The sequence below is a fragment of the Halosimplex yunnanense genome, from assembly GCF_054504345.1.
The window spans coordinates 83,811-109,205 of the sequence record NZ_JBTJEL010000032.1 but is presented as its reverse complement, the minus strand read 5'-3'; the positions used below and the strand labels follow the sequence as shown (position 1 = coordinate 109,205).

Sequence of the window (25,395 nt, the reverse complement as noted above, 5' to 3'; positions counted from 1 at the left end):
CCAAGCGGTGAACGCGTAGGTTGGTGCGAGGACAACTACCGACGCACTAACTAGTCCCAAGTAGAGCGTTTCTCCGGACGCAGGGGTTGGTGGAGTATTCGTATCCTCGCCAGTCGTATCTTCCCTCGGCGAGTTCATATTCGCTAGTCAAGTTGCCGTTCGATATCTCGCACTTCGATCCTCTCTGCGTCTCGCCCGTACGCTGCGTCACGTGCAGCCTGATTCACCAGGGATTCGATGTCCGCAGCGACGAGGTCTGCCGTTTTCTCCGCCAAAGCTTCGATGTCACCTTCGTTCAGAACGTGGGGACGATCGTCTAACTGTGGCTTGAATATCTCTACACGCGCGTCGTAGTCGGGTTTCTCAACGGAGATCTCCTTGTCGATACGTCCGTTTCGCGTTGCCGCGCTGTCGAGATCGCCCCGCCTGTTCGTCGCTCCGACGAAGAGGACACGCTGACGCGCGGCCTCCTGAAGCCGACTCAGAAACTCGTTAACGACCTTCCGGTCTTCACCATGCGAGTCCATCTGACGCTCTGGAATGACGGCGTCAAGTTCGTCGAGAAAGATCACTGCTCCACCGACTTCCCCAGCCAGGTCCTCAGCCTCGTCGAACAGCTGGCCCACTTTCCCGCTGCTCTCGTTGACCCATTTGCTCGTGACGTCGCTTCCGCTCAGGTCCACGAACGGAAATCCGAGCTCCGTGGCGAGTGCTTTCGCTATGTAGGTCTTCCCGGTTCCCGGGGGGCCGTACAGGAGCACATTCGGCAGAGGGATATCGAACGTCTCGGCCTTCTCGGGATCCTCTCTCATCGGCTTGATGATATCCCGCCCCAGCTCCTCCTTTACGTCGTCCATCCCGCCGATGTCATCAAGAGAGACGTTCGTCTTCCACCCCCAGTTGAACCGGTATTCGTGGAGGTCCACAGAGGAATGGTTGTCAGGCGTTTCCCCTCTCTCGTCCGGTCCGTTCTGCTCCTGCTCTTGGATGTCCTTCTCGAATTCGGCCCGAACGTGTCCCGCACAATCCGTGTCATCACTAGTCAGGGCATCTCCGCCCGATCCTTCCGGAGTAGAGTTCTCCACTGAAATGGTCGGATCGCTGTCCGAACAGCCCGTTCCTGTATCATTGGCCGTTGACAATGAATCCGACTGCCCGTGATTTCCACCAGCGAGCGTCGGGACGGTCGTAGTCTTAGTCGTACGAGGCATCGTCGGCGTCGTTACTCTGTCGTATCCCGGTGTATCCGGCTGGGTAACGGACGAGGTCATCTCAGGGAGCGTGTAATCGTGGCCGGTGAGGATGAGGTACGCATACAGGGCGCTGATTACTGGAACTACCGCGATCAAGGTTCGTTGGTTCCCGGGAAGCCCGGCGGGCGCTGCTTCTGTAGCAATTGCGGCGAGTTCTGGTAGCAGAGGATTCCAAAGAGGGAGGGCCCAGACAGCGGCGAGTAGGAACGTTGCGGTCAGACCGAGAAGGCCAGTCATCTTCCGCCCGTCTGGTGCGGGCAGCGCTCCGATAAATAGGCCATCGGAGATCGTACTGACGATCCGGCAGACGATATAAAGGACGAGACAGACGAGACAGATCGATATACCCGCCTTGACGAGAGGATTCACAGACTTCGCCACAGAGAAGGTCTCTGTCTGCCCGGAAACGATAATGTGCAGTAGAAACCCTGCGGTCAACGTCAAGGGGACAACTACGGCACCAACAGCGAGCACGAATCCGACGTAGCAGCCGACTACGAAGCAATTTGCGGAGGTTATGCCTGCGCGTGTCATGACCGTTTGAACTTGGAGCCTACCGCCGGAAATACGGCCGGACTTCGGAGGTCCGCTAATTCAACTGAGAAAGAACCCAGCTCACCGCCGCGTCGAGCGCCCCAACGAACTTGAATACGTTCACCACGATCGCCGTGCCGATACCCAGCACGCTCTCGATGCCGGCGTCGGTACTGAATACCGTCAACGGTAGCTTCTCCGGGTCTTTGTAGAATACGACGTACGTCCCGATGAGCATCGACGCTCCGACGAGCGGAAGGACGACTGCCGTTACGATCGATGCGATAGCGGATATCTTGTCGAGCGGGGTGAGCTTGTTGCGAGTGCTCTGGACCGCATTAGCTCCGTTCCGATTGAACTGAGCTTTGAACACGTTGAACCCCTGAATCCCACCGACGACCACCGCTTTCCGAGCACGGGGGAACAGCTCACCGATCTTTGACAGGAGGATACGGCCCGTGGTGCTTCCCGCTGACTTCAGACCTCCTCCAGCAGTAGTAACTGCGTTGATTGTGGTGTCGCTCGTCGCACCGGCGATGACCACGGCGACGGCTGCGACGACGAGATCTTTGAACCCGATTCCGAATCGTTTCGCAGCTCCAAGTAACGCATCTCGCATGATAACGTATGGCATTCGACATCACGAAAAACCTCCGCAGTCACGGAGAAGATACAACGGGATTTCGGTACCACCCCACTGTTTCCTGAGAGTCGATACGGCAATTACACCCCCCACTATTTCCTGAGAGACGGGGGATCAAGCGCTCTAATGAGGAAATCAAGACAGATTAGTCAAACCGTCGTTTCCTGAGAGGCGACCAGACCACCCCACTGTTTCCCGAGTCCTGCCGTCGTGGTTCGTTAGCTGTTAGTCGGCGTTCAGAATACCGCGGTCAAGTCGGAGTAGAGTGTCTTCGGGAACCCATTGAAGGAACGAGATCGAGTCGTCGTCGAAGTCGATACGGACACCCGGGTTCGCAGGAACCGTGTTTCCTCCTCGAAGAGCGAGTCTCAACTGGGCCTCACTACGTTCGGTGTCGGCTCTCGAGAGAAGATCATCGACGACATCGTCGTAGCGCACGTCCGCGCGCCCGGACCCCTGCTCCACGCCCGTAACGTCGATACGCTCGGTACTGGCGCTGACGGATGTCACCCTGAGCGACAGCTGTTCGTATGCCGCAACAGCGACGTCTTCGAACCGCCCCCGAAACCCGTCTTCGCGGAAGGACACGGTATTCCACTCGGTCAATTCGGGGTGGTCCCGGAGGGCTTGAACGGTTCCCGCGGCGAGGTCCGCGTCGTCCGCTCTGACTGCGAGGAGATCCGTTCCAGGGTCGAACGTGGCGACGGTCGCAACACGCGCGTCCTCGGATACGGAGAGCTGTGCCTGCGTCCCGCTCTCTGGGACGCTACAGACGACGTAGACGCGCTCGTGCAGTTCCTCGACCGCGCGGACCTGACCACCGAATCCACCTGAATCGATGAGGTCGTCGAGTTCGGGCGGGGAAACGCTCGCAAGGCCAGGTAGTCGGAAGTAGTGGACCGTCTGTGGAGCGGCGTAGCGCGCCTGGGTAGCCGCTTGCCGGAGTTCGACCTGAGAGAGTTCACCGAGGAACTGCTCGGGGTCGTCATCATCTTCGAGTTCGTCTGCGATGTCGGCCGCAGCGAGCGCCCGACGGAGCGCAGCGCGAGAAGGGAGTTCCAACAGCAGTTCCGACGGCGTCACGTCGTCTGCTGTAGGAGAAACTGGAAAGGGCATATCTGACGTCTCTTCACCGATGCACCTTATCGTTCTGCTTTGGCTACAACTGGTGTCGATCAAAGTCGGACACCCGAGACAGACGCCCGTTCCGCGCCAGAGCTTCCCGACAGCTGGGAGGCAACCGGGACAAAGGAATATTTCCGGTACGGATACTTATCGCCTCGCAATGCATCAGGACGAGATTGAGGTCTCTCTCACATCCGCCGAGCCCGCTGGCGAATATCATTTCGAGGTTGAACTCCAAATCACGGCCTACTTTCGTGACGACGGGACTTTCGACGGGAACACACTGGTGTTTCACTGCGACCCCATCGGCACGAACTACCGAACTTCGTTTCTCCAGGTCACGTTCGACGACTGGTCGAAAGTGGTCGGCATACGCGACTTCCTCGCGGAGTGCTTCTCCGACGACATCACCAGCAGACGGACGCTGTCAGTCGAAGTCGAGGACGGTGTGGCTTCGATCACACCATTCGATAAACCACCCAGAGAGCAGGAGGGGCTGGACGAGATAACGATTCAAGTGGAGGGTGACCGGATAGAATTCTACCGTTCCGGGTCCGTCTACCCGTACATATTCACCTACGAAGAGAAGATCGACGGTGAGCCCCAAGACCGAAACACCGCCGATAAGCTCCTGAACTTCTTCGACGAGATCATCTCCCTACACCCTGATTTCGACCCGGAGGGTGACGACTTGGAGAACCCGGAGGTGGGGCCGCTGTTCAACCAATACCGAGTAGAAAATCTCCTCGCCGAGTTAGTCTCCACAGATGCCGACCTCTACAGCGACTATCAGAAGGCGGTCCGCGAGTTCGAGGACGGGGAGTACGCGGATTCGATTCGGGATATTGGACGAGCCGCGGAGATTCTGGTCGAAGTCATCTCTCTGGACGTTTACAACGAAGATGACCTGCCAGACAAGGTGGCGCGGAGATTGAACAAGCTGGATAAGAGCACGGACGGGCTCCCGTCGTTCATCGGCAAGGCCATTTCGCCGCTATGGTGGCTGCGTAACAAGGTCGCCCACGCTAACACGTACGAGGCCACCGAAGAGGACGCTCTCTACGCTCTACTCTGTTTCCAGATGGCGGTCGAGAAACTGATCGGCGAACACATCGACACCTGATTCCGCACAGTAGGCTGCACGTCCAACTCGATCAGCACGTAGCAAGTTCTCCCCGGGACGACGCGCTGTTCCGCATTTTTATATGGCTCGTCTGGATAGAGAGAGACACCTAATGTCTCAGCAGGAACAGAGTAGCCGGGAAGAAGGCCGTCCCGAACTCCCTATCGAACGCGGCTTCCCCATCGAACGCGTCAACGAAATCGCCGAGAAGGAGAGTCGGGCCAAGCAGTACTACCGCCCCATCTACACGATGCACAAGTGGTGGGCCCGCAGACCGGGCTGTCTCTTTCGCGCAATCTCTCTCTACTCGCTGCTCGACGAGAATACGGCTGCCGACGACATCGAGGTCTACGAACCGGGCGAAAATCAGCAGCTCGGGAACAACGGACTGGACAAGGACGATCTCGTCGAAGCCATCGGCGATGTCGATATGGACGACCCCGAGTCGCTGTGGGACTTCTACCCGAAGGACGTCCGGATCAAGGACAAGAAGATTCTGGACCCGTTCATGGGTGGCGGCACGTCGCTCGTCGAGGCGTCACGCTTTGGCGTCGAATCGGTAGGTGTTGATCTGAATCCGGTCGCGTGGTTCGTCACTAAGAAACAACTCGAAGCCGGTCAGACCGATGTAGAAGAGCTGGAAGAAGCATTCGAGCAAGTCAAAGAGGACGTAGCCGAAGAAATTCTTCAGTATTATCGGACTCCTTGCCCGAACGGCGACCACGACGCCGATGTAATGTACAACTTCTGGGTTAAGGAGTTGGATTGTGTATCCTGTGGTCATACCGTACCTCTCTTTAAGGATTATCGCGTCGCTGCTGGTCGCTACGAGAATGACGATAAGTACAACGTACTCTGTCCTGACTGTGGTGCCGTCACCCTTGTTGATGATTGGCAGGCAGAAAGCAAGTGCAACGAGTGTAGTCATAAGTTCACACCTAAAAGTGGTAATGTTTCACGGGGAGGTTATTACAATTGCCCGAAGTGTGGGCAAAAAGAATCGATTACTGAAGCTATCGCAGATCAAGGTAAACCCAATGAGCGTATGTATGGAATTGAGTACTATTGCCCGGAGTGCGATCAGCAGGGGCGTAAAAAGAGCTCATACAAGGGATATAAAGACCCAGGGCCCGAGGATAAGCAACTTTTCGAGAAGGCTAAACGCGACTGGAATACAAGAACGGACCTTCATGAATATGTACCAAGTGAGGAGATCCCGAGAGGAGCTAAGACGACCGCGTCCTCTGTTGATGGAAGTGACGTCTTCCAACATGGGCTTGAGAGTTGGACAGATATGTTCAATGAGAGGCAGCTTCTCTGTCTTGCTACCCTCTTACGCAGTATAGAAAAAATCCCCAATCAAAACGCAAGGGAATTTCTCCTACTTGCGTTTTCAGAAGCTCTGAACTTTAATACAATGATGGTTCCGTATCAGGCAGCACGGAATCATACAACTAATCTATTCAAATCAAACTCATTCGACCCTCCTCAACGTTCCTCTGAAGGAAATCTTTGGGGAACAGAATTCGGGATTGGTAGATTCAAGAGCACTTACCAGATGATACATAATGGTGTAGAATACGCCAACTCCCCGACAGATAGGTACTATGAAGATGGGGAAACCGAGGAAACACCTCCATTCTCTCAACCCATCGGGCGAAATTCAGAGGTATATCAAGATGATATGCGGAATATCACAGCGGAAAATGAGTTTGATGCAGTGATAACTGATCCACCTTATTACGACAATATAATCTACTCTGAGTTGTCTGATTATTTCTACGTCTGGCAGAAGATATTATTGGAGGATACGTACGCTGGCTTTGATCAGGATCAGACTCCTCGGGCAAAATCAATTGTCACAAATCCCTACCTTGACAAGACCGCGGAAGACTTTGAGCATGAGATGGGGGAAGCGTTAGCGGTAATCCATCGTGCACTCAAAGAGGACGGAATTCTCGCGTTCACATATCACCATAGTGATGAAGAATCTTGGGGAGAGCTCCTTGAATCGCTATGCGAGAATAACTTCGAGGTAACAGCGACATATCCGATCAATTCTGACATGATGAAATTCATCGGAGGGGAATCAGTTTCTTTCGATATCGCAATCGTTGCCCGGCCAACAGAGGAGAGGCAGCCAATCTCATGGGACTCACTTCGACGTCGGATTGTCCGAACTGCCAGAGAAACCCGCGAAACGCTCGAAGAGAACCGAGAACTCGCGGGCGGGGACATCGGTGTCATCGAGATGGGGAAGTGCTTCCAGGAGTACTCCAAGCACCACGGCGAGGTCCACCGGGCCGGCGAGGTGATGTCCGCGAAGGAGGTCGTCGATGAGATCTACGGCATCATCCAGGACAACGACCGCGGCGAGCAGGACGTCTATCGAGACCTGCTCGAAGAGTCGAACCCGACGTACAACGACCTGAACAAGCACCTCAAGCGGTCGGACGCGTCGGAGGACCAGATGAAAGATATGCGGCTGTTCCGTATGGAGGGCGGCGACTTCGTCCTCAGTCAGTGGGGCGACGAGAAGCGGCAGGCGTACGTCCAGAGCAAGGTCGAAGAGGGCAATGGCGATCTCACGACGCTAGACAAGGCACACTTCCTCCGCTACCGATTCGAGCAGGGTAAGTCCACCAGCGAGTACCTCGAACAGTGGGATATGGACGAACTCCGAGAACTCTGCGAGGGGCTCGCCGAGGTGACCGGCGACGAAACGTACCTGAAGATGATCGGCGTCGATACCTCGCTGGCGGAGTTCGGCGACGCGTGACTGTTTAGGAAATCCTCACTCGTTCTCTATGGCGAGGTGGAGGTTGAACAGCGTATGCGAGGGGAGGTATCCCGGGCTGGACACGATATGATCTCGTATTGTTGACGGGGAAATCCAGACCATCTCCTCGGGGAGTGCTACCGTCGGCTCTTCGTACTGATGGAGATAGACAGTCGCGTCCTCGGTCAGCTCTCGAAAGTCATCGACGTCTATCGAGGCGCTACCGGACTTCACCTGAACGTACGCCGTCTGGGGCTCGGATTCGACCCGACGAAGCACGCATTCGATTCCCGGCTGTGCTCGGGACGTTGAGGACTTGACGACGTGCCAACCGCGTGCCTGTAGATAGTCAATGACGATATCCTCTGTTTCGACGGGATCGAGAAGATCGAACACCCGGGAGAGGTCGCTTTCCTTGACCTGCTCACTGACGACATCGAGACGACCAATTCGGTGATTTGGTCCGGATTTTCCTCGAAAAGCTCCGTCGCGTATCGCTTGGCTCTCTGAGTTTTGCCGCCGTCGGGCCGTGCCATCGTGGGAACCCGAGGAGCGGCGAAATACCGCTTGACGTATCCCGGAACGATTGCAGATTCGATGATCCTCCAGCTCGCGTCTCGGTAGTTGTGAATGTCGTTCGCCGTCCACTCGTCCCCCGTATCCGAGACGGGATGCTGCCTCCACTCAGATTCAATCCGACAGAGAGCGTACTCGCTCCCCTCGTTGACCCAGACGTAGTCGCCCACCGACGCTCTCCGAATCATCGCCCGAATGGGAAAGCGGACGTTCCCGTACTGGTCGGTCGCTCCGTTGCTCCGGTGGGCTTCGAGCGCGTCCTCTTTCGATTCGAAACGTTCGTCGAGACCCCAACCGGTTCCGACGATCGACCGCGCTTTGCAGAACTCGTAGGAAACGGCTTCGTCGGCCGCCGAGTTGGGCTGGATTTTCAACGCCCAGACAGTGGGGTGTTCACTCATTGATTAATTAGTCAATCCAACTCTCAGAAGCGGCCCATATTTCTCAATAATTTCCTCGTTACTGTATTTCCAGTGACTCCCGACAATGCGATATTTCAGATCCGATTGTAACTGTAGTTGCCGCGAATGTGCTCGTGGAAGTACGACCCGTGCGATTCCGCTGCGAGCAACCCGTCAAATTCAGCTGGGGGGACCTCGTAGTATTCGTAGACTCCTCCGTCGTTGAACTCAATTTCGAGCCGTCTCTGGTCTTCTTCGTATCTGACCCGGTTGAGATTTGATGAATCGACCGGGATCCATTCGCTCATAGTTCATCACCTACCTCAGAGTCGGTCTGAGTGTCTGGGTCTTTCTTTCGCCAGTGTTCTAATACCTTGTCGTAATTCTGGTCCGTAACGTTCTGGTTCCAGCCCAGGTCATCGTTTTCACTGATTACCGGCGGGTCCTGGCTTTCGGGACGGTGATCAGGCGGGGGAGGATCTATCCTGGCTCTGATCGGGAATTTCACGCCTTGCCCGACGATGATCGCTTCCCCTGTCTGAAGGATAGGGAGTGAGCTGAGGATGCCCTCCATGTTGTCCGAAACGACGGAGTTGATACTCCCTCGGTCTTTGCTGTTCGACATCCTCATCGAGAATATTGTCCCGCACTGACTCAGAATTGTGCTGTCGATCTCGGTGGGCCTCTGAGAAACGAGCATCGCCCCTATACCGTACTTTCGACCTTCCTTCACGATTCTCTGGATCGAATCGGCGGCCGAGCCTTTCGCGGTGTCGCTCGCGTATGAGTGAGCCTCTTCTAAGACGACTAAGAGGGGCCTTCTCTTACCGCCCTCTGCTCGGTTTCTCGCCCAGAAGAGCGAATTATACACGATTCGCAGTAATGCGCCGACGAGGGTGTCAAGGATGTCTGAGGGTATCCCGGACAGGTCCAGTATCGAGATTCCGGGATCGTGGCCCACCCACTTCTCGAGAAGCTCGTCGAGGTCCCTATTTACAACCCCATCCTCGTTCGGTAGCCAATCGCCGGGGCGAAACAGGAAATCGTACCGGGAGTCGCGTAATCTGTAAGTCAGCGTATCCACCTGCCGACCGATGTTCATGTCCGGCTTTGCGACATACACGTCGTCGTATTGGTCGTGGCGCCGAGTTTCCGGAGTTCGCACCTCCATCGCGCTTCCCCTGTCGATGGGACTCCCGTCCTCGTCTGTGGCGTAAGCCACTGTATTGAGTGATTGATCACGCGACTCGGTGTGAGGACACCTCACTAGCTTGTATAGCTCAGACCATAATTTATGAATGCTAAAGGGGACGGGAGTATCGACATTGATCTCAGACTCATCGATTCCGGAGATTCCTTGACGCGGATACGACTCTCTCTTTTTATTTTCGACCTGTTCGACTAATGCGGCTCTGTCTCTGTCTCCCTGAACTTCACCGAATGCGACGTCGATCAACTCTTCGAAGGACAAGGCCCAGTACGGGATCTCGAGTTCGAGTTCTCCCCTTTCCTCGCTAGCCCCCATCGTGAATACGTCGGCGGAATCGCGCAGAGCTTCCCCGTACTCGCCGTGAATATCCAGGACTAACACCCGCGGCGACTCGATATCCGGTGAAGTCGCCAACGTATGCAGCAGACCGGCGATTGTCGTCGATTTCCCCGATCCCGTACTACCCAGGACAGCAGCGTGTCTCGAGACGAGATTGTTCAAATCGACACGTGCCGGAATCTGCTCAGAGCCGACTACCGAACCGATGTTAATATGGCCAGAACTGCTACCTCTCCCGTATATTCTCGGAAGTTCATCTTTCGTAACGATGTGAACGTCATCACCCACCGTCGGGTACTTAGACAAGCCGGTTGTCAGTTCCTGACCCTGCGCCGCTTCTCCTACGAATTGGACAGTGATCCATTTGTTCCCTTGTGAGGGATCTTCGTCGTCTGCTTGTGGTGCCGCCCTTGCACCCACTTGAGAAACCACCCCGAATATATCATCATAGCCCAACGGTATGCGAACGAACGATCCGATCTGACCGACTCGATATCCGTAACCTTCGACGAACGACAAACCGAAATTAGTCTCCTCGTTTAGTAACACCGAGGCTCTCGCTCCCTCTACGTCTTCAATCGAACCCAAGTGAGTCGCTTGACCAGTCATTTTATCTCCCGATCACCGAGTTCAAGAACCTTCCAAACCCTTGGAAGTCTCCCAGCGTGAAATGTTGGCGCCACTCATTCTCCTCCTGCTCTTCCCACCGTAATCCTGTAGTGTTCTCCCCTGGATTTGAATCAGACTCGTGAGTCTCCCATTCCTGCCTTTGTGTTCCGATGATACCCGCATCACTGGCAAAGATGCTCAAGTCCGAGTGCTGTTTGGCGAGATCCTTAGCATCGCTATATTCGTCTAATTCGCTGTACAGGAACGCAAATACCTGAGTCGAAGGAGTTCCCTGAAGGCCATCTATGATCGTCTCGTTGAGGTGCTGGTCACGGAATGAATATCCAACGACGAACAGGACCCCCTCAGGTTTATTTAGAAATTTCTTTAGCCGGTCCAGATATGCCAGATACGGCATTTTACGGCTCTGCTTATATTTCATATGCGACGGATGAATCACCGCCGTGTTCTCCTCGTCGTTGAGCGAGCGCCAGATCTCGAGAGAGCCCCCTGATTCGTCAGAAGCCCAGTTGACAGAGCCGTGAATCTTCCAGAGCCGATTCCACCTGCTCGGTAATTCCTCATTCAAAATGGCGTACGAGTCGAAGAAGGGGCGATGCGCACCTACGAAGCCGTCGAAGAATGGTACGTTCTGATTTTCTAGGGCCTGCTCAAGCAGCAGATCGTAGTTCGTCGTGAACACCTCGACAGGCTCCTCGCGTTCGATGGAACTCATCCATTTAGCGAGGTTATGATAACCGGCTTCGTCGCTCGGCAATTCAACATCAACGAGTTCTACTATTGTCTCGCAGATTGTGTTCTCGAGATACGCTAACTCTTCTGCATCCAATCCACGGATTTCCCCGGAACCAGCGTGCGGTCGGAGATCGCGTACCAAGTTGAGAACGTCCTCGATATTTGCGTTGTCATCGAAATCGCCGATTCGATGGATCTGATCCCAACTCTCTGAACGACCGTCTTCATGAATTTGTTCTTCGACCGCGGTAGTCATTCCACTCATGTCCGGAATGAGGGGACTGCCACCTACGCGGACGGATTTAGCACATCCTGCACCAAGAAGCATCCCGATAGGGCGTTCATTGCCACGGATAGAGGCGCTGAACTGCTCAAGATGGTCTTTGATATTCATCAAGTCCTACTTCCTGCATTAACTGTAGGATACTTATGTTTAAGCTACGCCGAAGGAGGGACGCTGATTGACATCGTGAGTGGTATTAAAACATGAAGAGCAATTCCGTATCAATCCACAGCGGACTGGTTCCGCAGATGTCGCACATTGATAAGGCGATGCCACATCTTACCGGACAACATGAGTGCGGACGCAATTTCTGAAACGACGATCGACGAGACTCTGACGCTCAGTAGAGAGCTTACCGAAGGGGACAGCCTCGTCAAGGGCCAGATTCGACTCTACGACGTCGAGAGCGAAGCCGGCACGTTGGAGTCGGATGCGGACCGATTCTTTGACCGGACGCTCCTGACCGAAGGGCTGGGAGACTCGCTGAAGCGCCTCCGAGACACCATCCAAGGCGAGGACAATATTCGAATCCATGAGATGTACGGCCCGTACGGAACGGGGAAGTCACACCAGATGGTGGCGATGTACCACTGCTTCGACTCGCCCGAAACCGTCGAAGAGTGGGCCGACGGTCGTATCGAAGACCTCGATGGAACGCTCCCTCGTGACGCCCTCCCGGTCGTTGTCTCCCTCCAGAAAGAGCAGTACGAGCACCTGTGGGAGCCGCTTTTCGAAGCTCTCGATCACGACCTCGACGAGTCGGAGTACGAGGACGGCGGCTATCCCGATATCGACACGATCACCGACGCCGTCGGCGACCGGACGGTCGCGTTCCTCGTTGACGAGCTCGAGGACTGGTTCGGGTCCCTCGAGGGGCGCCGGAAGAGCGCGAACAAAGGTTTCCTGCAAGCACTCTTAGAGGCGACCTCGCGCACGAATCTCTTCGCCATCATCTCCGTGCTGCGCGAGGGATCGGACGTCCACGACATCCTGTCTCGCCAGGAGCGCGTCGAGGTGAATATGTCCAACCAGGTCGATATCCGGGAGGTCCTGCGGCACCGCCTCGTCGAACCGGGGACCATCGACCAATCGAAGGTACGCGATCTGGTGGACGAGTACATCGAGGCCTACGCCGAGACCGACTACGTTGACCTCCCGGAAGGCCTCCGAGACGAGATGTACGACACGTACCCCTTCCATCCCGAACTCATTGACGCGCTCAAGACGCGGTACTTCGCGGAGACCGAGTCGGGCGCGACCCGGGGGATGCTCTATCTCTTCGCCAAGGTTCTCGTTGACCGTCACCAGCAGACCGATCTCATCACTCACGGTGAGGTTGACGCCGTCGAGTACAATGACGAACTCACCCGCATCAACGTCGAACACGCCCGCCCGGATCGCTGTTACGACGACATCGTCGAACGCCTCGCCGACGCGGATATCGACTACGGCCGCGACATCCTCAGCACTGTCCTGATCTACTCACTGACCCCCGGCCTCGACGAGGGCGCGACGACGTCGGACATCGTCGTCGGTACGTTCCACGCCGGCGACCGGGTCAACGACATCATCGTCGATCTCGAACGACTCCAAGGCGAGGTATACCACCTCTGGCAGTCCGACGACCGCTTCGTCATCCGGGAAGACGAGAACCCGCGGTCGCTGGTCCGGAACGCGGCCCGAGATGTCGAACCCGAGGATGCCATCGAACTCATTGGCGACGAGGTCGAGCGGCTGTTCGGCTCCAGTTCGTACGCGGTCGGGTTCAATGAGGACAGTGAGCTGGAGAGCGTTCCCGACAGCCAGAACGTCAAGGTCGTCGTGAAGAACGGGCCCTGGGACGCAGACAGCGTCGCGGAGATCATCAAGAACCAACCCGCTGGCCGCCAGTGGCGCAACACGCTCGTCTTCGTTCAGCCGGCGAACGATAAGACGATCTCGACGACCGCCCAGCAGGAGAAGTTCTTGAACAAAGCCAAGGAAGTCATCGGGGCCCGTCTGCGGAAGGACGACCAAAACCTGAGCGAGGAGATCCGCGAAGAAATCGAGGGGCTCCAAGACGAGTACGAAGAGAGTCTCCTCGACCGCCTGGAGGGCGCCTACGGCGAGGTCATCGACGGCGACGATTTGCTCAACGAGTTCGACCGTGCTGCTGAGATGACACTCGAGAACTTCGTCGCCGCGGAGGACGAACTCGACGCGGGGAACATCGCGGCTGCCGCCGAAGCGGATCCCTTCGATCTTCAGCGTCACGCGTGGGACATCGTGCACGCTCGACTCGATGCTCGTTCAGAGACCTCCGTTGAGGACCTCTACGAGCAGTACCTGATGGACCCGACGTACCCAATCCCGGGGAGCGTTCAAGCGGTCGCCAACGCTATCGAGGACGGGTTGGAAGGCAAGCCAGTGGTGGCTCACGGCGGGAGTCAGTTCAGCGACGAACTCCGGAATCTAGACCGCGACACGACGCTCGTTCTGAAAGATGACGTGGAACAGTGGTCGGTGGACGAGATCACGTCTGCACTCCAGCGCGAGTTCAGCGGCGGTACCAGCGAGGTCGATATCGGTTCCTTCGAACTCGAGGTGCTCGGACGGAAGGACGTCTGGATTACCGACGACGACCCCCACGACGCGATCATGCGGGCGGTTGGCCGCCTTGCCAACGAAGATCACTACGTCCTCGTGAGCGGGAACGAGATCGTCACCAAGGCGCGGTCCGACGCGAAGCTCCGCGACGTCTCCGAAGCCCGCGAGATTGGTGCCGCCGAAGTGGCCGAGCGTTTGGAAGAGACGATTTCCGCTGCGGGGGAAGCAGACACTTCGCAGGTCCTCACCGCGATTCGGAACGACACCGAGGTGTACCTGCCGCAGGGCGACACCGAAGGCGCGTTCCACGGAGCCGTGAACACGCTGCTATCAGAGGGCTACAAGATCAAAACGGAGGGCGATTACGTCGGTTCGCTCGGGGACCGGGCACCGACTTCCGTCGTCGTAGTCCCGATGGTCACGGACGACGTCGGCGAACGGATTCTAGACTACATCAGCGATCTCGACGAGGAGGAGACGTTCCAGGTGGGCGAGATTCAGAAGGAGTGTGCCCCCGATCACGGCGAGGCCGCGGTCCAGCACTTCCTGCTCGACCGTTTGGGCGAGAGCGATCCCCATTACGTCGTAGGGGCGACTGGATCGGATGATCCCGGTGACTGGTTCCCCGGAGCCGGCTTCCGAATCCCCCCAGAAACCGGGTGGACGTTCGAGTACCAAGGCGACAGCCCGTCCGAACTCCGAAACGAGTGGCAGGACACACACGAATCGGGATCGGTCGCCTACGGTTCTGTCTCGTTCACGACCGAAGGCGACAGCGGGGCGCCCGGTTCGCTTCAGGGCGTCGCCGAGTTCCAGAAGGCCCACACGGACCTCCAGCTGGAACTCGGCCAGTCGCACGAGACGGTCGCTGACCTCCTCGAGAACATCCCCGAGTCCGCCTCTGGAATCGACGTCACGATCCAGTTCGAGTGACGCGAATATCTAAATACGAAAACGAGCCCATCACTGTCCATGTCTGATTCGAATGATCTGCGGTCTGATCTCCCTATCGAGCGCGGCTTTCCGATCGAACAGGTGAACGATCTCGCGGACCGCGAAGGCCGCGCGAAGCTCCACTACCGACCGCTGACGACCATGCACAAGTGGTGGGCACGACGGCTCGGCAGCGTCTTTCGGGCTATATCGCTGTATTCCCTCGTCTCGGATCCCGACCAAGTAACAGTCCGAGATCCGGAAAAGGCGGACCACGACCTCGCCGAGTTTGGTGAGGCATCGGAGGGGGAAGCTGCGAAAGCCGCGCTCAAGGAGATGATCGAGGGGGTCGATTTGACTGAACCGGACGCAATGTGGGACCTCTATCCCAAGGACGTTCGCGTTGATGACGCGGACGTACTCGACCCGTTCATGGGCGGTGGGACGAGTCTCCTCGAGGCGATTCGGTTCGACGCCGACGTCACTGGTGTGGATCTGAACCCGGTAGCTTGGTTCATCACGAAGAAAGAGTTCGAGGCCCACACAGTCGATTTGGAAGACCTCCGTGAGGGATTCGAGAAGGTCGAGGATGCAGTCGCTGGGGAGATCCAATCACAGTACGAGACGATGTGCCCCAATGACGGTGACCACGTTGCTGATGTCGTCTACGCGCTTTGGGTCAGAGAGCTCGACTGTACGTCGTGCGGGGAAGAAGTCCCGCTCTTCAAGGACTATCGAGTCGCAAAGGGTCGCTACGAGGAGGACAACCGATATCACGTCTACTGTCCCGACTGCGGAAACGTCTTCCTGACAGACGATTACGAGACGGAGACCGTCTGCTCGGACTGCGGTAACGAGTACGTGCCCGAGAACGGACCTGTCTCACGCGGCGGACATTACGGCTGTCCCTCCTGCGGTCTGAAGTACTCCATCGTCGATGCGATCGCCGACGGTCAGTCCTACGATGAATCTCTCTACGCTCTCGAGTACTACTGTACGGAGTGTGAAGACGAAGGGAGAAATCGGCCGACGTACAAGGGGTTCAAACCGGCGGCCGAGGAGGACGTGGACTGTTTCGAACGGGCATCCAAACGGTGGGCTGACCGCGACGAACTCGATGACTACGCCCCGAAAGGAGACATTCCCCGGGGAGCGATTACGACCTCGTCGTCGATCAACGGTAACGATGTCTTCCGCCACGGCTACGAGTCGTGGCGAGACATGTTCAACGACCGCCAGCTCTATTGCCTCTCTACGTTGCTTGAAGCGATCAACGAAGAGGTAACGGATCAGACGGTCAAGGAGTACCTCCTGCTGGCGTTCTCGGATTCCTTGATGTTCCAGAACAACTTTTCGATCTACAATATCAACGGCACCAAGATCGAGGGGATATTCCGGCAGAACTCGTTCACGCCAGAAGTCGCGTACGCGGAGAACAATGTCTGGGGGACGAGAGCTGGTCGTGGAACCTTCAGCAATACCTGGACGAAGATTGTTGATGCCGTTGACTTCGCTCACTCGCCGACCGAGCGGTACATCGAAGACGGCGAAACGAGGGAGACCGCTTCGTTCGAAAAGCCCGTTGGCGGCGAGTACACTCTACATCAGGGCGATGTTCAGGAGGTAGAGCTGGGGACCGAGTACGACGCGATTATCACTGATCCCCCGTACTACGATAACGTCGTCTATTCCGAAGTCTCCAACTTCTTCTACGTCTGGCAGCGTCTACTTCTCGGCGACGAGTACGACGAGTTCGCGCCTGAAACGACGCCCCGTGAGGACAGTATCGTCGCAAATCCCGCAGAGGGCAAAGACGCCGACCTATTCGAATCCGAACTCAAGGGGGTGTTTTCACGGATGCAGGACGTGCTGGCAGACGATGGGGTTCTGGTGTTTACGTATCGACACGGAACTCCCGATACGTGGGGAACGCTCCTTGAGTCGCTCTGTGATGAGGGGTTCGACGTCACTGCCACGTATCCAATTTCCGCGAATCTCAGCGAGTTCGTCGTTGGCGATGAACTCAACTTTAGTGTGGTCGTCGTGGCTCGACCGGCGACTGATCGAGAGCCGATAAGTTGGTCCTCACTACGGAGACGCATTCACAGGGCAGCGAGTGAGACGCGGGAGCAACTCGGGGCGGGACAGACGCTCTCCGAGGGCGACATCAGTATCGTCGAGATGGGACGGTGTTTCCGGGAGTACTCGAACCACCACGGGAACGTACATCGCGGCGGATCGGTGATGTCCGCGACGGACGTCGTCAACGAGATCTACGACATCGTCTCGGGCAACGTCACACCGGACGAGATCTATCTCGACCTCCTCGAATTGGACGAACCCACGCTCGACGACGTGAACCGCTTCTGTAGGGGGACCGACATCGACTCCGAAGATCTTCGTCGACGCGCCCTGTTCGTCACTGACGAAGGGTTCGCGCTGACGGACTGGCGTACCGAAGATCGCCAGGACTACCTACGAGAGAAGGACGTGGATGACCTCACGTCTCTGGAAAAAGTGCAACTGCTTCGGTACGAAGACGAACAAGACGCGACTGCACCTGACGAGCAGTTAGACTTGGAAGTGACTTCCGAGGTGATCGACATCGCGGAAGAGCTTGCGACAATCACGGGCGAGGAGGGCTACAGGACCCTCGTTGGGGCCTGATGTACTTTGCCAGTTCAATAATTAGAGAGTAATAACATGAGTGATATCGACGCTGTCGCCGGGATGTACAATATCGTCGATCAGAGGAGGCGAGAAACTGCTGACTATCAGGTACCAATCGCGGAGTTTGTGACGAAACTCGAGAACCGGAACCTCCCCGGTGAGATCTGTGTCGTTGGATTGAACGATGTTCTGGCCAGGGACGAGACACTCCGCGACTCCCTCGTCTCGACGATGCGCCAAGAGATGGATTACCTCAACAGCCACCGCCCCCTGCCAGCCATTCAGTTCGCTTTGGATGGTGAATTTCAGAGCGTCGGTGATTCGTTCGACGTAGAAATCGATGAGGAGTTCCACTCCCTACGGCCCGTGTTCGGTCGGAAAATAAAACAGCGAGACACGGGTTGGCTGGTCACGTCCTTCAGGATTTAACTGCTGTCCCCTGGAACGCTCACATCAGCGCCCATGGTCCCTCTTTCGCTACACTGACGCCTTCTTCGCCCCGGTGGAGGAAGTACAGCGTCACATGCCCATGATCGGCATCTGTATTCGAGGTGTACACCGGTACGCAGCTCGTCTCGTGTTGAGGGTAGAGCGGCCGGTCTTCCTCGTCTGTTTTCCCACACGCGTCTTTGATTCGGTTCTTCGTCCACTGCCCTTGGTTTTCGAGATCCGGCTTGTTCGGCCCGTACGTTGAGAACGCGATGTCGTTAATAACTCGAGCGGCGAACGTCGCGGGATTACTAATGGCGAAGGGGCCCTTGGGGTCGTAGACTTCAGACAGGTCATCCTCCGACGCACCTTCTAGACAGAGTTTGCCCCCGGCCACCGCGTCGAACACGTGTAGTGCGGGATACTCGATTGCGAGGGACTCGAGGATGTATTCTCGAGTAAGACGTTCGTATTCCTCACAGGTGAACTCGTTATCCGGCGACACTATTTCGACTTCCCCGCCGGTGTTTGTCACCGGGAGTCGATCACGGTGATACTGCGGGCACAGGAAGGCCATCCGGTCCGACTCAGTCAGATAGGCGTACGCGAACATCCGCGACCGTGAGGCGGATTCGTTCGCGGGATTCTTTCCCTCCCGGTAGTACTTCGAGTCGAGAATAGCCAGGGTGTTCTCACCGTCGGTGAGTAGGTGATCGGGTTCGTGCGCAGCTTCGGCATTGCCCTCAAACGGATAGATCCGAGGCTCGTATTGGCACTCGACGCTTGATAGTTGGTCGAGGTGATCCAGTTCCCGTACCTTCTCGACCTCTCGGTTTAGAACCCGCTGCGTGTAGTCTTGGAACAGCGAGTTCATACTCAGCGCGTAATCGACGAGCAACTCTTCCGGGCCTCCGCCAGTTTGGCCCAACAGCGCAGACGATAGGATCGACTGAGACGTGTGGACTGCTCGACGGTAGTAGTGACGCTGTCTGGGGAGATCGGCCAGAGACAGACGTCGGTACTCACCGAGCCGCTTCTGACTGCTCTGGATTCCACGGTTCTCTATCTCCTTCACCTGCTGATGGACCATCGACAAGAGGAGGTTTTGACGCGGGTGTTGATGCCCGTCACGCTCTTGCTGGAGTAGCCGGAGAAGGAGCTTCCCCGCCATATGGATGGCTTCGTTTACTGGGTTAGCGTAGTCTATCTCTGTCTCCACCCAGGTCGGTTCCGGGTTACCCGTCGCGTGGTTCATCAGAGTCTGTGTGACATCTACTGAACCGAGGCCCTCGAATCCATCTCGGCGACGGATGTTGAGGTCTCGGATGAACCCTTTCTTCGTGATCGTCTTGACACCGTGAACGTAGTTGATTGCTAATATAGCGATAAGTTGAGATGCTTCAATCTCGCCGGAAATCAGCTCCTCGAGCGGGATTCCATAGTACGATTGGGTCCGGTCGATGTCATAAACCGTGAGAAGCATCCGGATGACGTGTTCCCACGTGATTTTGGGTTCGACCTGTACGCTCATCCCAGGTACTAGCTTGACGACGCCGACGACGTCCGACGGCTCGACGTGGAGGGATTCCTCGACAACTCTCGCAGAGAGGACGTGCAGGGCTCCCGAATCACCGTCTCGTGCTTCAGCCCGCAGCCGCGGGCGTGTCTTCACGTACCTGCTACCCTCTCGCGTGAAGTTCGCTGCGCGAAGTTCATCGTGAATCGTCTCGGGGTCACATCCATCGACGATGAGCTTCTGGTTTTCCTGAACGGAACAGAGCTCCGCTCCGTAGTCACATCGGATTGCGTCACTCATACGCACTGACGCCCATCTCGCGCTCCTCGGCCTCGGCTTCCCTGTTTGCGAGGTTGATCGCTGGAGTCAGATCGAAGGCTTCGAACTGGTCGTCAAGCGTTGCGTAATGGGTCGCCAGCTGGTTGATCTGGGGAAGCGACGCGCTATTCAGTAGTCGTGGCGCGATATACGTCGCAAAAGCCTGGCCAACGGCGGCCGATTCTTCTCCCTCGTACGGACCGCCGTCTTCACACGCACTCTTGAGGAATCGCGTGACGTCAACGTAGTGCATTGGACCGAATTCCATGATTCCGCCCTCGCCATTCGTCGTCGTGCCTGAAGTGATACCCTCGTGGTGGCTATCGAAGAGGTCGTGGAGTCGATCTTGATCGATGTCGATATCGGGGCCGAGTTCCCCGATCCAGTCGTCGAATAAGCCAGCGCGTTGCTCGTCATCGTAGCGACTGAGCTCCACCATCGCAAACCGTCGAGTGATAGCATTGTCGAGCTCGTTGACCGTCCGATCCGACATATTCATCGTACAGATGAGTTTCACGTCGTCGTTGAGCGTGAGCCGATTCCCCTCTTCGTCACGGAAAATCGCCTGGTCGTGGTCTTCGATCGCGGTGTAGAGTGGTCCGAACACCTGCGAGATGTCCGCCCGGGTTATTTCGTCGATGATGACGGCCCAGTTGTCGTGATACTCGTTCGCTTTCTGGATTCCCTGCGAGACGCAACCGGCTTGGCGAACGTACTGGATTTGTCCGTCCTCTGTTTCGGGTTGGATGCTCCCGGTGATGTCCGCGGGAGTCCAGCTCGGGGTCGCAGTAGAGATCGAGTAGTTGATACAGCTCTTCAAAGCGAGCTGCTTAGCAAAGTATGTCTTACCAGTGCCAGTCGGCCCGTAGAGAACGATTGGCTTTCCGACAGCGAGAGCCGTTTCGGCGTTCTTGCGCACAGTCTCCGGAACGCGAATATCGCCGAGGTCGTCGTTCCGTTGCGCTACGATCTGCTTGACCGAGAGCGGAGCCGTCTTGGAAGTCAATATTGCCTTCTCGATCTCCGTCCCGCTCCCGGGGACGTCAACGTCGATATTTCGCTCCTCGACCAGATACCGAATCGCGTCTGGATCGTCCGTTTTGTTGATGAACTCCGTCGCCTGAGCGACTCCGCTCAAGATGAATCCGCTATATTCTTCCGCCTCTTGCCGATTGTAGTCCTTGAATCGAGGCTTCCCGCTACTCATTATCCTGAACCTGTCACCGGCGTCTTATAAAATGTCCCCTGGCCCCCTTGACCATTGTACACACTGTTGTCGAATATCTCGTGAAGCCCGAGAACCGTATCTCCTCGAAGAGACGGAAATCTCTACATAACGCCTTTGTCAGTCTGTAGTCTCTATGTGGATATGACCGATGACGACCTCGTTGATGTCGAGGTCACTCACGAGGAACCCGACAATCTACTCGACTCCTATTCGTCTGGAACCTCTGAGTTTCCATTTCAACGACAGACAGTTATTGCGAACCGATTGAACGCTGGAAACCCGGATACAGAACTCCGCTCGCTTTCGGGAGTTGATGAGGATCAGGTCAAGCTCCTAGAACACCAAGTAGACGCTGCTCATCGAGCGCTCTTCGAGATGGACGGGAAGGCGTTGCTCGCGGACGAGGTCGGCCTGGGGAAGACCATTGAGGTTGGAATGGTTCTCAAGGAGATGCATTATCGGGAGACGGACGATTCCGTCCTGATATTGACACCGGCTCAGCTCGCAAAGCAATGGCAGGGGGAACTACGGGAGAAGTTCGGGCTCGAGTTCGTATGCAACTACGACGACGAGTTTCAGGGGTTCGATTCTCATAACCGCATCATTTCAAGTATAGACACGGCCAAAAGCGACCGCCATCGTCCGAGCGTCCTTTCCCGAGACTGGGACGTTCTCGTCATGGACGAGGCACACTACGTGAAGAACGAAGATACTGACCGATACGACCTCATAGATAAGCTCACGTACGACTACGCGTTCTTCTTGACGGCGACGCCGATTCAGAACGAACTGACGGACCTCTACAACATTATCTCACTGTTACGGCCTGGGCTATTCGGGAGTCGTGACACGTTCCACAATTACTTCGTGGACAATGGACAGGAGACGCTGGTGAACCGAGACGAGTTACAGCAGCGGCTGAATCAGGTGATGATACGGAATCGAAGGGCGGAAACAGACGTTGACTTTACAAATCGGCGAGTTGATACTCGGACTTTCAAGCCGAGTGCTTCCGAGCGCGATCTCTACGATGCAGTGACGGACTACGTCCGTGAAGCCTACAGCGAGGACCGCGGACAGAAGTTGGTCCTGATGATGTTGCAAAAGGAGGTCGTGAGCAGTCCCAAGGCCCTCGGGCAAACCATTCGTAAGCAGTTAGACGAGAATAACGAGCTCACTCACCGTAGCGAATTGGAGACGATTCTGGAGAAGATCGAGGCGATAGACACGGTAACCAAGCAACAACGGTTATTCGATATCGTCGAGGAAGCTCGTGAGCAGGTCGAGATGGGGCGCGTTATCGTTTTCACGCAGTTCCGTGCGACACAACGACAGGTCTTGGAGTCCCTTCGGGAGCAGGGATACACGACTCATGCCTTCCACGGAGGTCATTCCAGCCAGGAGAAAGAAGAGATAGTCGAGCAGTTCCGTGAGGAAGGCGGCGTTCTCGTCTCGACAGACGCGATGAGCGAAGGTCGTAATCTCCAGTTCTGTAACATTATGGTGAATTACGATCTGCCGTGGAATCCGATGAGGGTTGAGCAACGCATCGGTCGGATTCACCGTATCGGGCAGAAACGAGAGGTCTTCGTCTTCAACATGGCGCTGGAAGGTACGGTCGAGGAATACGTCTTGGAGCGACTTTACCATAAAATAGACTTGTTCCAGCAGACCGTCGGGGAACTGAGCACGATTCTTACGCGCCTCGAGGACTCCGGGAAAGGATTCGAAGACGAAATATTCGAACGCTTGGTTGACGCAGATTCCGAAGCGAATCTCGAAAACGACTTCGAGGAGATGGCTATCGATCTCGAGGAGCAACAGGAGCTGTCACAGAAAGTGGAGCACTTCAACAGCGAAGTGTTCGAGAGTTTCGACTTGGGGGCTTCCGATGACTGACGCCAAGCTCTCAGTGACGCAATCGAGGTTAAACGCGTTCGCCCGTGAGTACCTAAACACACTGGGAGCGTCCATCCGAGAAAGGGGTTCACGTTGGAGCGTTCGACTACCCAGCCACGTCGATGTCGAATTCGGTGAAGGGCTTGAGTTCGACGTCGTGCTCGGAGATGACCGGGTAGAAAGTAACGGCGAAGAGGAAGTGGTACTGTCTCCAGGGAGCGAATTTGCACAGCGAATGCTGGACGAAGCCGTTTCGATGTCCTCACTCAGTCAGGTGTCTGTTACTGGGTCAATCACGGGAGACGACTACCAGTATCCGGACTGGATTACCGAGAGTGACCTCCACGTGTCCGATGCTTCATTTAACCCATACTATGATCGGAGTGCCGTATTCCTGCTCGTGAAGATCAGTGTCGAAACAGTGAGCGAGTATGAGACTCAGTACCTGGAGGCAGTTACGGTAGACGTGACTTCTGAAGAGGAATTATCCGGTCTTCCAGAGGTGCTTCTTCGGTCGTTCTATGACCCCAAGACACAGCCTGAGACCGAAGAGGCGAACGATTTCGAGGCGACGAGTGAACTTGCCGCAGATGAGTTCGCATCTGTGATTCCAGTGGGACAGCGCGTTGCACTCGATAACATCCGAGATGAAATCGGGGAGGTGAGAGAAACGGCATCCCGGGCGGCAGATTCCGAGTTCGAGGAATATCGGCAGTTACAGAACCAGCGGCTCAGCGATCTCCGAGACGAACTCGAATCTGTAACGGATAGACTCCAGAGGGTCTCCGGCGATGTGGATGATGCCGATACCCACGAGGAACGAGTGTCGGCCCTCCAAGAGAGGGAAGAACTCCAAACAGAGAAGGACGAGTTAGAGGAGAAGCGGGCGGAACTCCTCCGGAAGAAGCAAGGCGAGTTCGAAGAGAAACGAGAAGAGATCTTCGTCCGCCATTCACTCGACATTAGTACCAAACCAGTCGCCTCAACCGTCGTTTCCTATGAGCGTGGCGAGATCGAACTTCGACTGAGCGACTCTCACCGCACAGAAACGATGCGCGCTCCCTATGCAGCAGGAGTAGGCTGTACAGATTCTGTTCAATGTGAACAGTGCCTAACAGAGCTGTCTGCCGACAATCCAATTCAGATGGGCTCGACCGGGTTGCGGTGTCGATCGTGCAGATGAGGTCGCGGTCGAGTCTGGCCGGTCGCGCAGCTTAAAGATCTGAGACACACTGGCGACGATGGAATTCCCCATCTCGCGTCTGGTTGTGCTGTTCGCCTTACCCCATCGTCGAAATGGGGGGACAGGTGGACACTCGCCGTACTGGAATCGTTCTGTCGATTATCTCACCCCCGGATAGGTTTTTTACGTGACTCAGCAGTACGAGGGCGCTGCAAAGTAGGCGAAACTAACCGGCGGGACAAGACTGCCCCAGTCCATCGAGGAGTCAAACCCCGCCGAATGACCACAGCGGTCGTCACACCCGTTGACGACATAACCACAAAACTCTGCCCCAGCAGAGCGGAGTGGCGTCGCAGAGCTTCACGAATAGAGACATCTCTGTCACGACAGACGAGAAGCATGACATTGGAAAGATTCAGTGAGAAAGGACATGGGAACAACTCCCGACTCAAGGATCCGATCATCTCACTCCGGCGGTCGGCGAGTATAGGAATCAATCAGTCGGCACTCGAGAAGCTCTTCGCGGATGCGGATGGTGCCGTGATGTACTTCGACGAGGAGAAAGAAGTCATCGGCATCGAACCTGTCGAAAGTAAGGACGAGGAACCAGCTGCGTACTCGCTCACTCGCAAGGAATCCACGGCCAGCATCTCGCCAGGACATTCCTCGAGGAACACGACCTCGTCCCGGATGTCACGACGCGATACCGGGCCGAATGGGATGACGAGGAGGAACTCGTCCTCGTTACGCTCGAAGACCCGGTCGGAACGTATGGTTCGTCCAATGAAGACGATCAGGAAGACAGAGCCGGTCAGGAAGATGGGGCAGAGGAGCAAGATAAGGTCGAAGATACGCTCGTGACCGAAGATGACGATGGTGCTGGGGCTAACAGCACCAGTCAGGAAGATGGCGATGAGCGGCTAGAAGAGGAACATGCAGACCAAGAGAGCGCGGAAGGCGTCGCTGAAGAGGATGCCGTCAGTCAAGAAGACGACGGCAGGA

At 56.1% G+C, this 25,395-nt stretch carries 17 protein-coding genes and 1 pseudogene; 8 read left to right on the top strand and 10 right to left on the bottom strand.

Going from position 1 to position 25,395, the window contains the following annotated elements; translation table 11 throughout:
- Positions 1-143: 143 nt before the first annotated feature.
- From AB2U09_RS07440 to AB2U09_RS07430, 3 genes are all read right to left on the bottom strand, one after another.
- Positions 144-1,787, bottom strand: a complete 1,644-nt coding sequence (locus AB2U09_RS07440) for an AAA family ATPase (protein ID WP_459192073.1) — start codon at positions 1,785-1,787, stop codon at positions 144-146.
- 55 nt (positions 1,788-1,842) lie between these two features.
- Positions 1,843-2,421 (bottom strand): hypothetical protein, encoded by a 579-nt coding sequence (locus AB2U09_RS07435; RefSeq protein ID WP_459192072.1) that lies wholly within the window; start codon positions 2,419-2,421, stop codon positions 1,843-1,845.
- 234 nt (positions 2,422-2,655) lie between these two features.
- Positions 2,656-3,609 (bottom strand): hypothetical protein, encoded by a 954-nt coding sequence (locus AB2U09_RS07430; RefSeq protein ID WP_459192071.1) that lies wholly within the window; start codon positions 3,607-3,609, stop codon positions 2,656-2,658.
- A 106-nt stretch (positions 3,610-3,715) separates the two neighbouring features.
- Here AB2U09_RS07430 and AB2U09_RS07425 point away from each other — a divergent pair, with 106 nt between their 5' ends.
- Positions 3,716-4,678, top strand: coding sequence for a hypothetical protein (locus AB2U09_RS07425; protein ID WP_459192070.1), 963 nt, complete (start codon positions 3,716-3,718; stop codon positions 4,676-4,678).
- 112 nt (positions 4,679-4,790) lie between these two features.
- Positions 4,791-7,457: a DUF1156 domain-containing protein gene (locus AB2U09_RS07420; protein ID WP_459192069.1), complete on the top strand. Its 2,667-nt coding sequence runs from the start codon at positions 4,791-4,793 to the stop codon at positions 7,455-7,457.
- A gap of 15 nt (positions 7,458-7,472) precedes the next feature.
- Here AB2U09_RS07420 and AB2U09_RS07415 read toward each other — a convergent pair whose 3' ends face one another.
- The 5 genes and pseudogenes from AB2U09_RS07415 to AB2U09_RS07395 form a co-directional block, all read right to left on the bottom strand.
- Positions 7,473-7,691 carry a hypothetical protein gene (locus AB2U09_RS07415; protein ID WP_459192328.1) on the bottom strand — a complete coding sequence of 73 codons (219 nt, stop codon included), beginning with the start codon at positions 7,689-7,691 and terminating at the stop codon, positions 7,473-7,475.
- A gap of 3 nt (positions 7,692-7,694) precedes the next feature.
- Positions 7,695-7,853: pseudogene (locus AB2U09_RS07410) on the bottom strand (hypothetical protein); the annotation flags it as partial.
- A gap of 676 nt (positions 7,854-8,529) precedes the next feature.
- Positions 8,530-8,742, bottom strand: coding sequence for a KTSC domain-containing protein (locus AB2U09_RS07405; RefSeq protein ID WP_459192068.1), 213 nt, complete (start codon positions 8,740-8,742; stop codon positions 8,530-8,532).
- Positions 8,739-10,592: an ATP-binding protein gene (locus tag AB2U09_RS07400; RefSeq protein WP_459192067.1), complete on the bottom strand. Its 1,854-nt coding sequence runs from the start codon at positions 10,590-10,592 to the stop codon at positions 8,739-8,741. The genes AB2U09_RS07405 and AB2U09_RS07400 overlap by 4 nt, the downstream gene beginning before the upstream one ends.
- Before the next feature lies 1 nt (position 10,593).
- On the bottom strand, positions 10,594-11,742 hold the full coding sequence (locus AB2U09_RS07395) for an SIR2 family NAD-dependent protein deacylase (protein WP_459192066.1): 1,149 nt from the start codon (positions 11,740-11,742) through the stop codon (positions 10,594-10,596).
- Between the two features lie 180 nt (positions 11,743-11,922).
- Between AB2U09_RS07395 and AB2U09_RS07390 the strand changes: the two genes are divergently transcribed.
- Genes AB2U09_RS07390 through AB2U09_RS07380 form a run of 3 tightly spaced genes read left to right on the top strand, consistent with a single transcriptional unit; the run spans position 11,923 to position 18,249 of the window.
- On the top strand, positions 11,923-15,150 hold the full coding sequence (locus tag AB2U09_RS07390) for a DUF499 family protein (RefSeq protein ID WP_459192065.1): 3,228 nt from the start codon (positions 11,923-11,925) through the stop codon (positions 15,148-15,150).
- Positions 15,151-15,189: 39 nt separating this feature from the next.
- Complete coding sequence (locus AB2U09_RS07385; protein ID WP_459192064.1) at positions 15,190-17,817, top strand: DUF1156 domain-containing protein; 2,628 nt, start codon at positions 15,190-15,192, stop codon at positions 17,815-17,817.
- Positions 17,818-17,853: 36 nt separating this feature from the next.
- Positions 17,854-18,249 carry a DUF8076 family protein gene (locus tag AB2U09_RS07380; RefSeq protein ID WP_459192063.1) on the top strand — a complete coding sequence of 132 codons (396 nt, stop codon included), beginning with the start codon at positions 17,854-17,856 and terminating at the stop codon, positions 18,247-18,249.
- 19 nt (positions 18,250-18,268) lie between these two features.
- On the opposite strand, the gene AB2U09_RS07375 is transcribed toward AB2U09_RS07380, so the two are convergent.
- A complete protein-coding gene (locus AB2U09_RS07375) occupies positions 18,269-20,065 on the bottom strand; it encodes a 5-methylcytosine restriction system specificity protein McrC (protein ID WP_459192062.1) in 1,797 nt (598 codons plus the stop codon).
- Complete coding sequence (locus tag AB2U09_RS07370; protein WP_459192061.1) at positions 20,058-21,290, bottom strand: AAA family ATPase; 1,233 nt, start codon at positions 21,288-21,290, stop codon at positions 20,058-20,060. The genes AB2U09_RS07375 and AB2U09_RS07370 overlap by 8 nt, the downstream gene beginning before the upstream one ends.
- Before the next feature lie 162 nt (positions 21,291-21,452).
- Between AB2U09_RS07370 and AB2U09_RS07365 the strand changes: the two genes are divergently transcribed.
- The 3 genes from AB2U09_RS07365 to AB2U09_RS07355 all read left to right on the top strand — a co-directional run bounded on the left by AB2U09_RS07365 (position 21,453) and on the right by AB2U09_RS07355 (position 25,254).
- Positions 21,453-23,210 (top strand): DEAD/DEAH box helicase, encoded by a 1,758-nt coding sequence (locus tag AB2U09_RS07365; protein WP_459192060.1) that lies wholly within the window; start codon positions 21,453-21,455, stop codon positions 23,208-23,210.
- On the top strand, positions 23,203-24,393 hold the full coding sequence (locus tag AB2U09_RS07360; protein ID WP_459192059.1) for a hypothetical protein: 1,191 nt from the start codon (positions 23,203-23,205) through the stop codon (positions 24,391-24,393). The genes AB2U09_RS07365 and AB2U09_RS07360 overlap by 8 nt, the downstream gene beginning before the upstream one ends.
- Positions 24,394-24,672: 279 nt before the next feature.
- A complete protein-coding gene (locus AB2U09_RS07355; RefSeq protein WP_459192058.1) occupies positions 24,673-25,254 on the top strand; it encodes a hypothetical protein in 582 nt (193 codons plus the stop codon).
- Positions 25,255-25,395 lie beyond the last annotated feature (141 nt).

Coding starts and splice junctions, on each gene's coding strand:
- AB2U09_RS07440 (WP_459192073.1), bottom strand. CDS start 1,787: ATGACACGCGCAGGCATAACCTCCGCAAATTGCTTCGTAGTCGGCTGC.
- AB2U09_RS07435 (WP_459192072.1), bottom strand. CDS start 2,421: ATGCCATACGTTATCATGCGAGATGCGTTACTTGGAGCTGCGAAACGA.
- AB2U09_RS07425 (WP_459192070.1), top strand. CDS start 3,716: ATGCATCAGGACGAGATTGAGGTCTCTCTCACATCCGCCGAGCCCGCT.
- AB2U09_RS07420 (WP_459192069.1), top strand. CDS start 4,791: ATGTCTCAGCAGGAACAGAGTAGCCGGGAAGAAGGCCGTCCCGAACTC.
- AB2U09_RS07405 (WP_459192068.1), bottom strand. CDS start 8,742: ATGAGCGAATGGATCCCGGTCGATTCATCAAATCTCAACCGGGTCAGA.
- AB2U09_RS07400 (WP_459192067.1), bottom strand. CDS start 10,592: ATGACTGGTCAAGCGACTCACTTGGGTTCGATTGAAGACGTAGAGGGA.
- AB2U09_RS07395 (WP_459192066.1), bottom strand. CDS start 11,742: ATGAATATCAAAGACCATCTTGAGCAGTTCAGCGCCTCTATCCGTGGC.
- AB2U09_RS07390 (WP_459192065.1), top strand. CDS start 11,923: ATGAGTGCGGACGCAATTTCTGAAACGACGATCGACGAGACTCTGACG.
- AB2U09_RS07385 (WP_459192064.1), top strand. CDS start 15,190: ATGTCTGATTCGAATGATCTGCGGTCTGATCTCCCTATCGAGCGCGGC.
- AB2U09_RS07380 (WP_459192063.1), top strand. CDS start 17,854: ATGAGTGATATCGACGCTGTCGCCGGGATGTACAATATCGTCGATCAG.
- AB2U09_RS07375 (WP_459192062.1), bottom strand. CDS start 20,065: ATGAGTGACGCAATCCGATGTGACTACGGAGCGGAGCTCTGTTCCGTT.
- AB2U09_RS07370 (WP_459192061.1), bottom strand. CDS start 21,290: ATGAGTAGCGGGAAGCCTCGATTCAAGGACTACAATCGGCAAGAGGCG.
- AB2U09_RS07365 (WP_459192060.1), top strand. CDS start 21,453: ATGACCGATGACGACCTCGTTGATGTCGAGGTCACTCACGAGGAACCC.
- AB2U09_RS07360 (WP_459192059.1), top strand. CDS start 23,203: ATGACTGACGCCAAGCTCTCAGTGACGCAATCGAGGTTAAACGCGTTC.
- AB2U09_RS07355 (WP_459192058.1), top strand. CDS start 24,673: ATGACCACAGCGGTCGTCACACCCGTTGACGACATAACCACAAAACTC.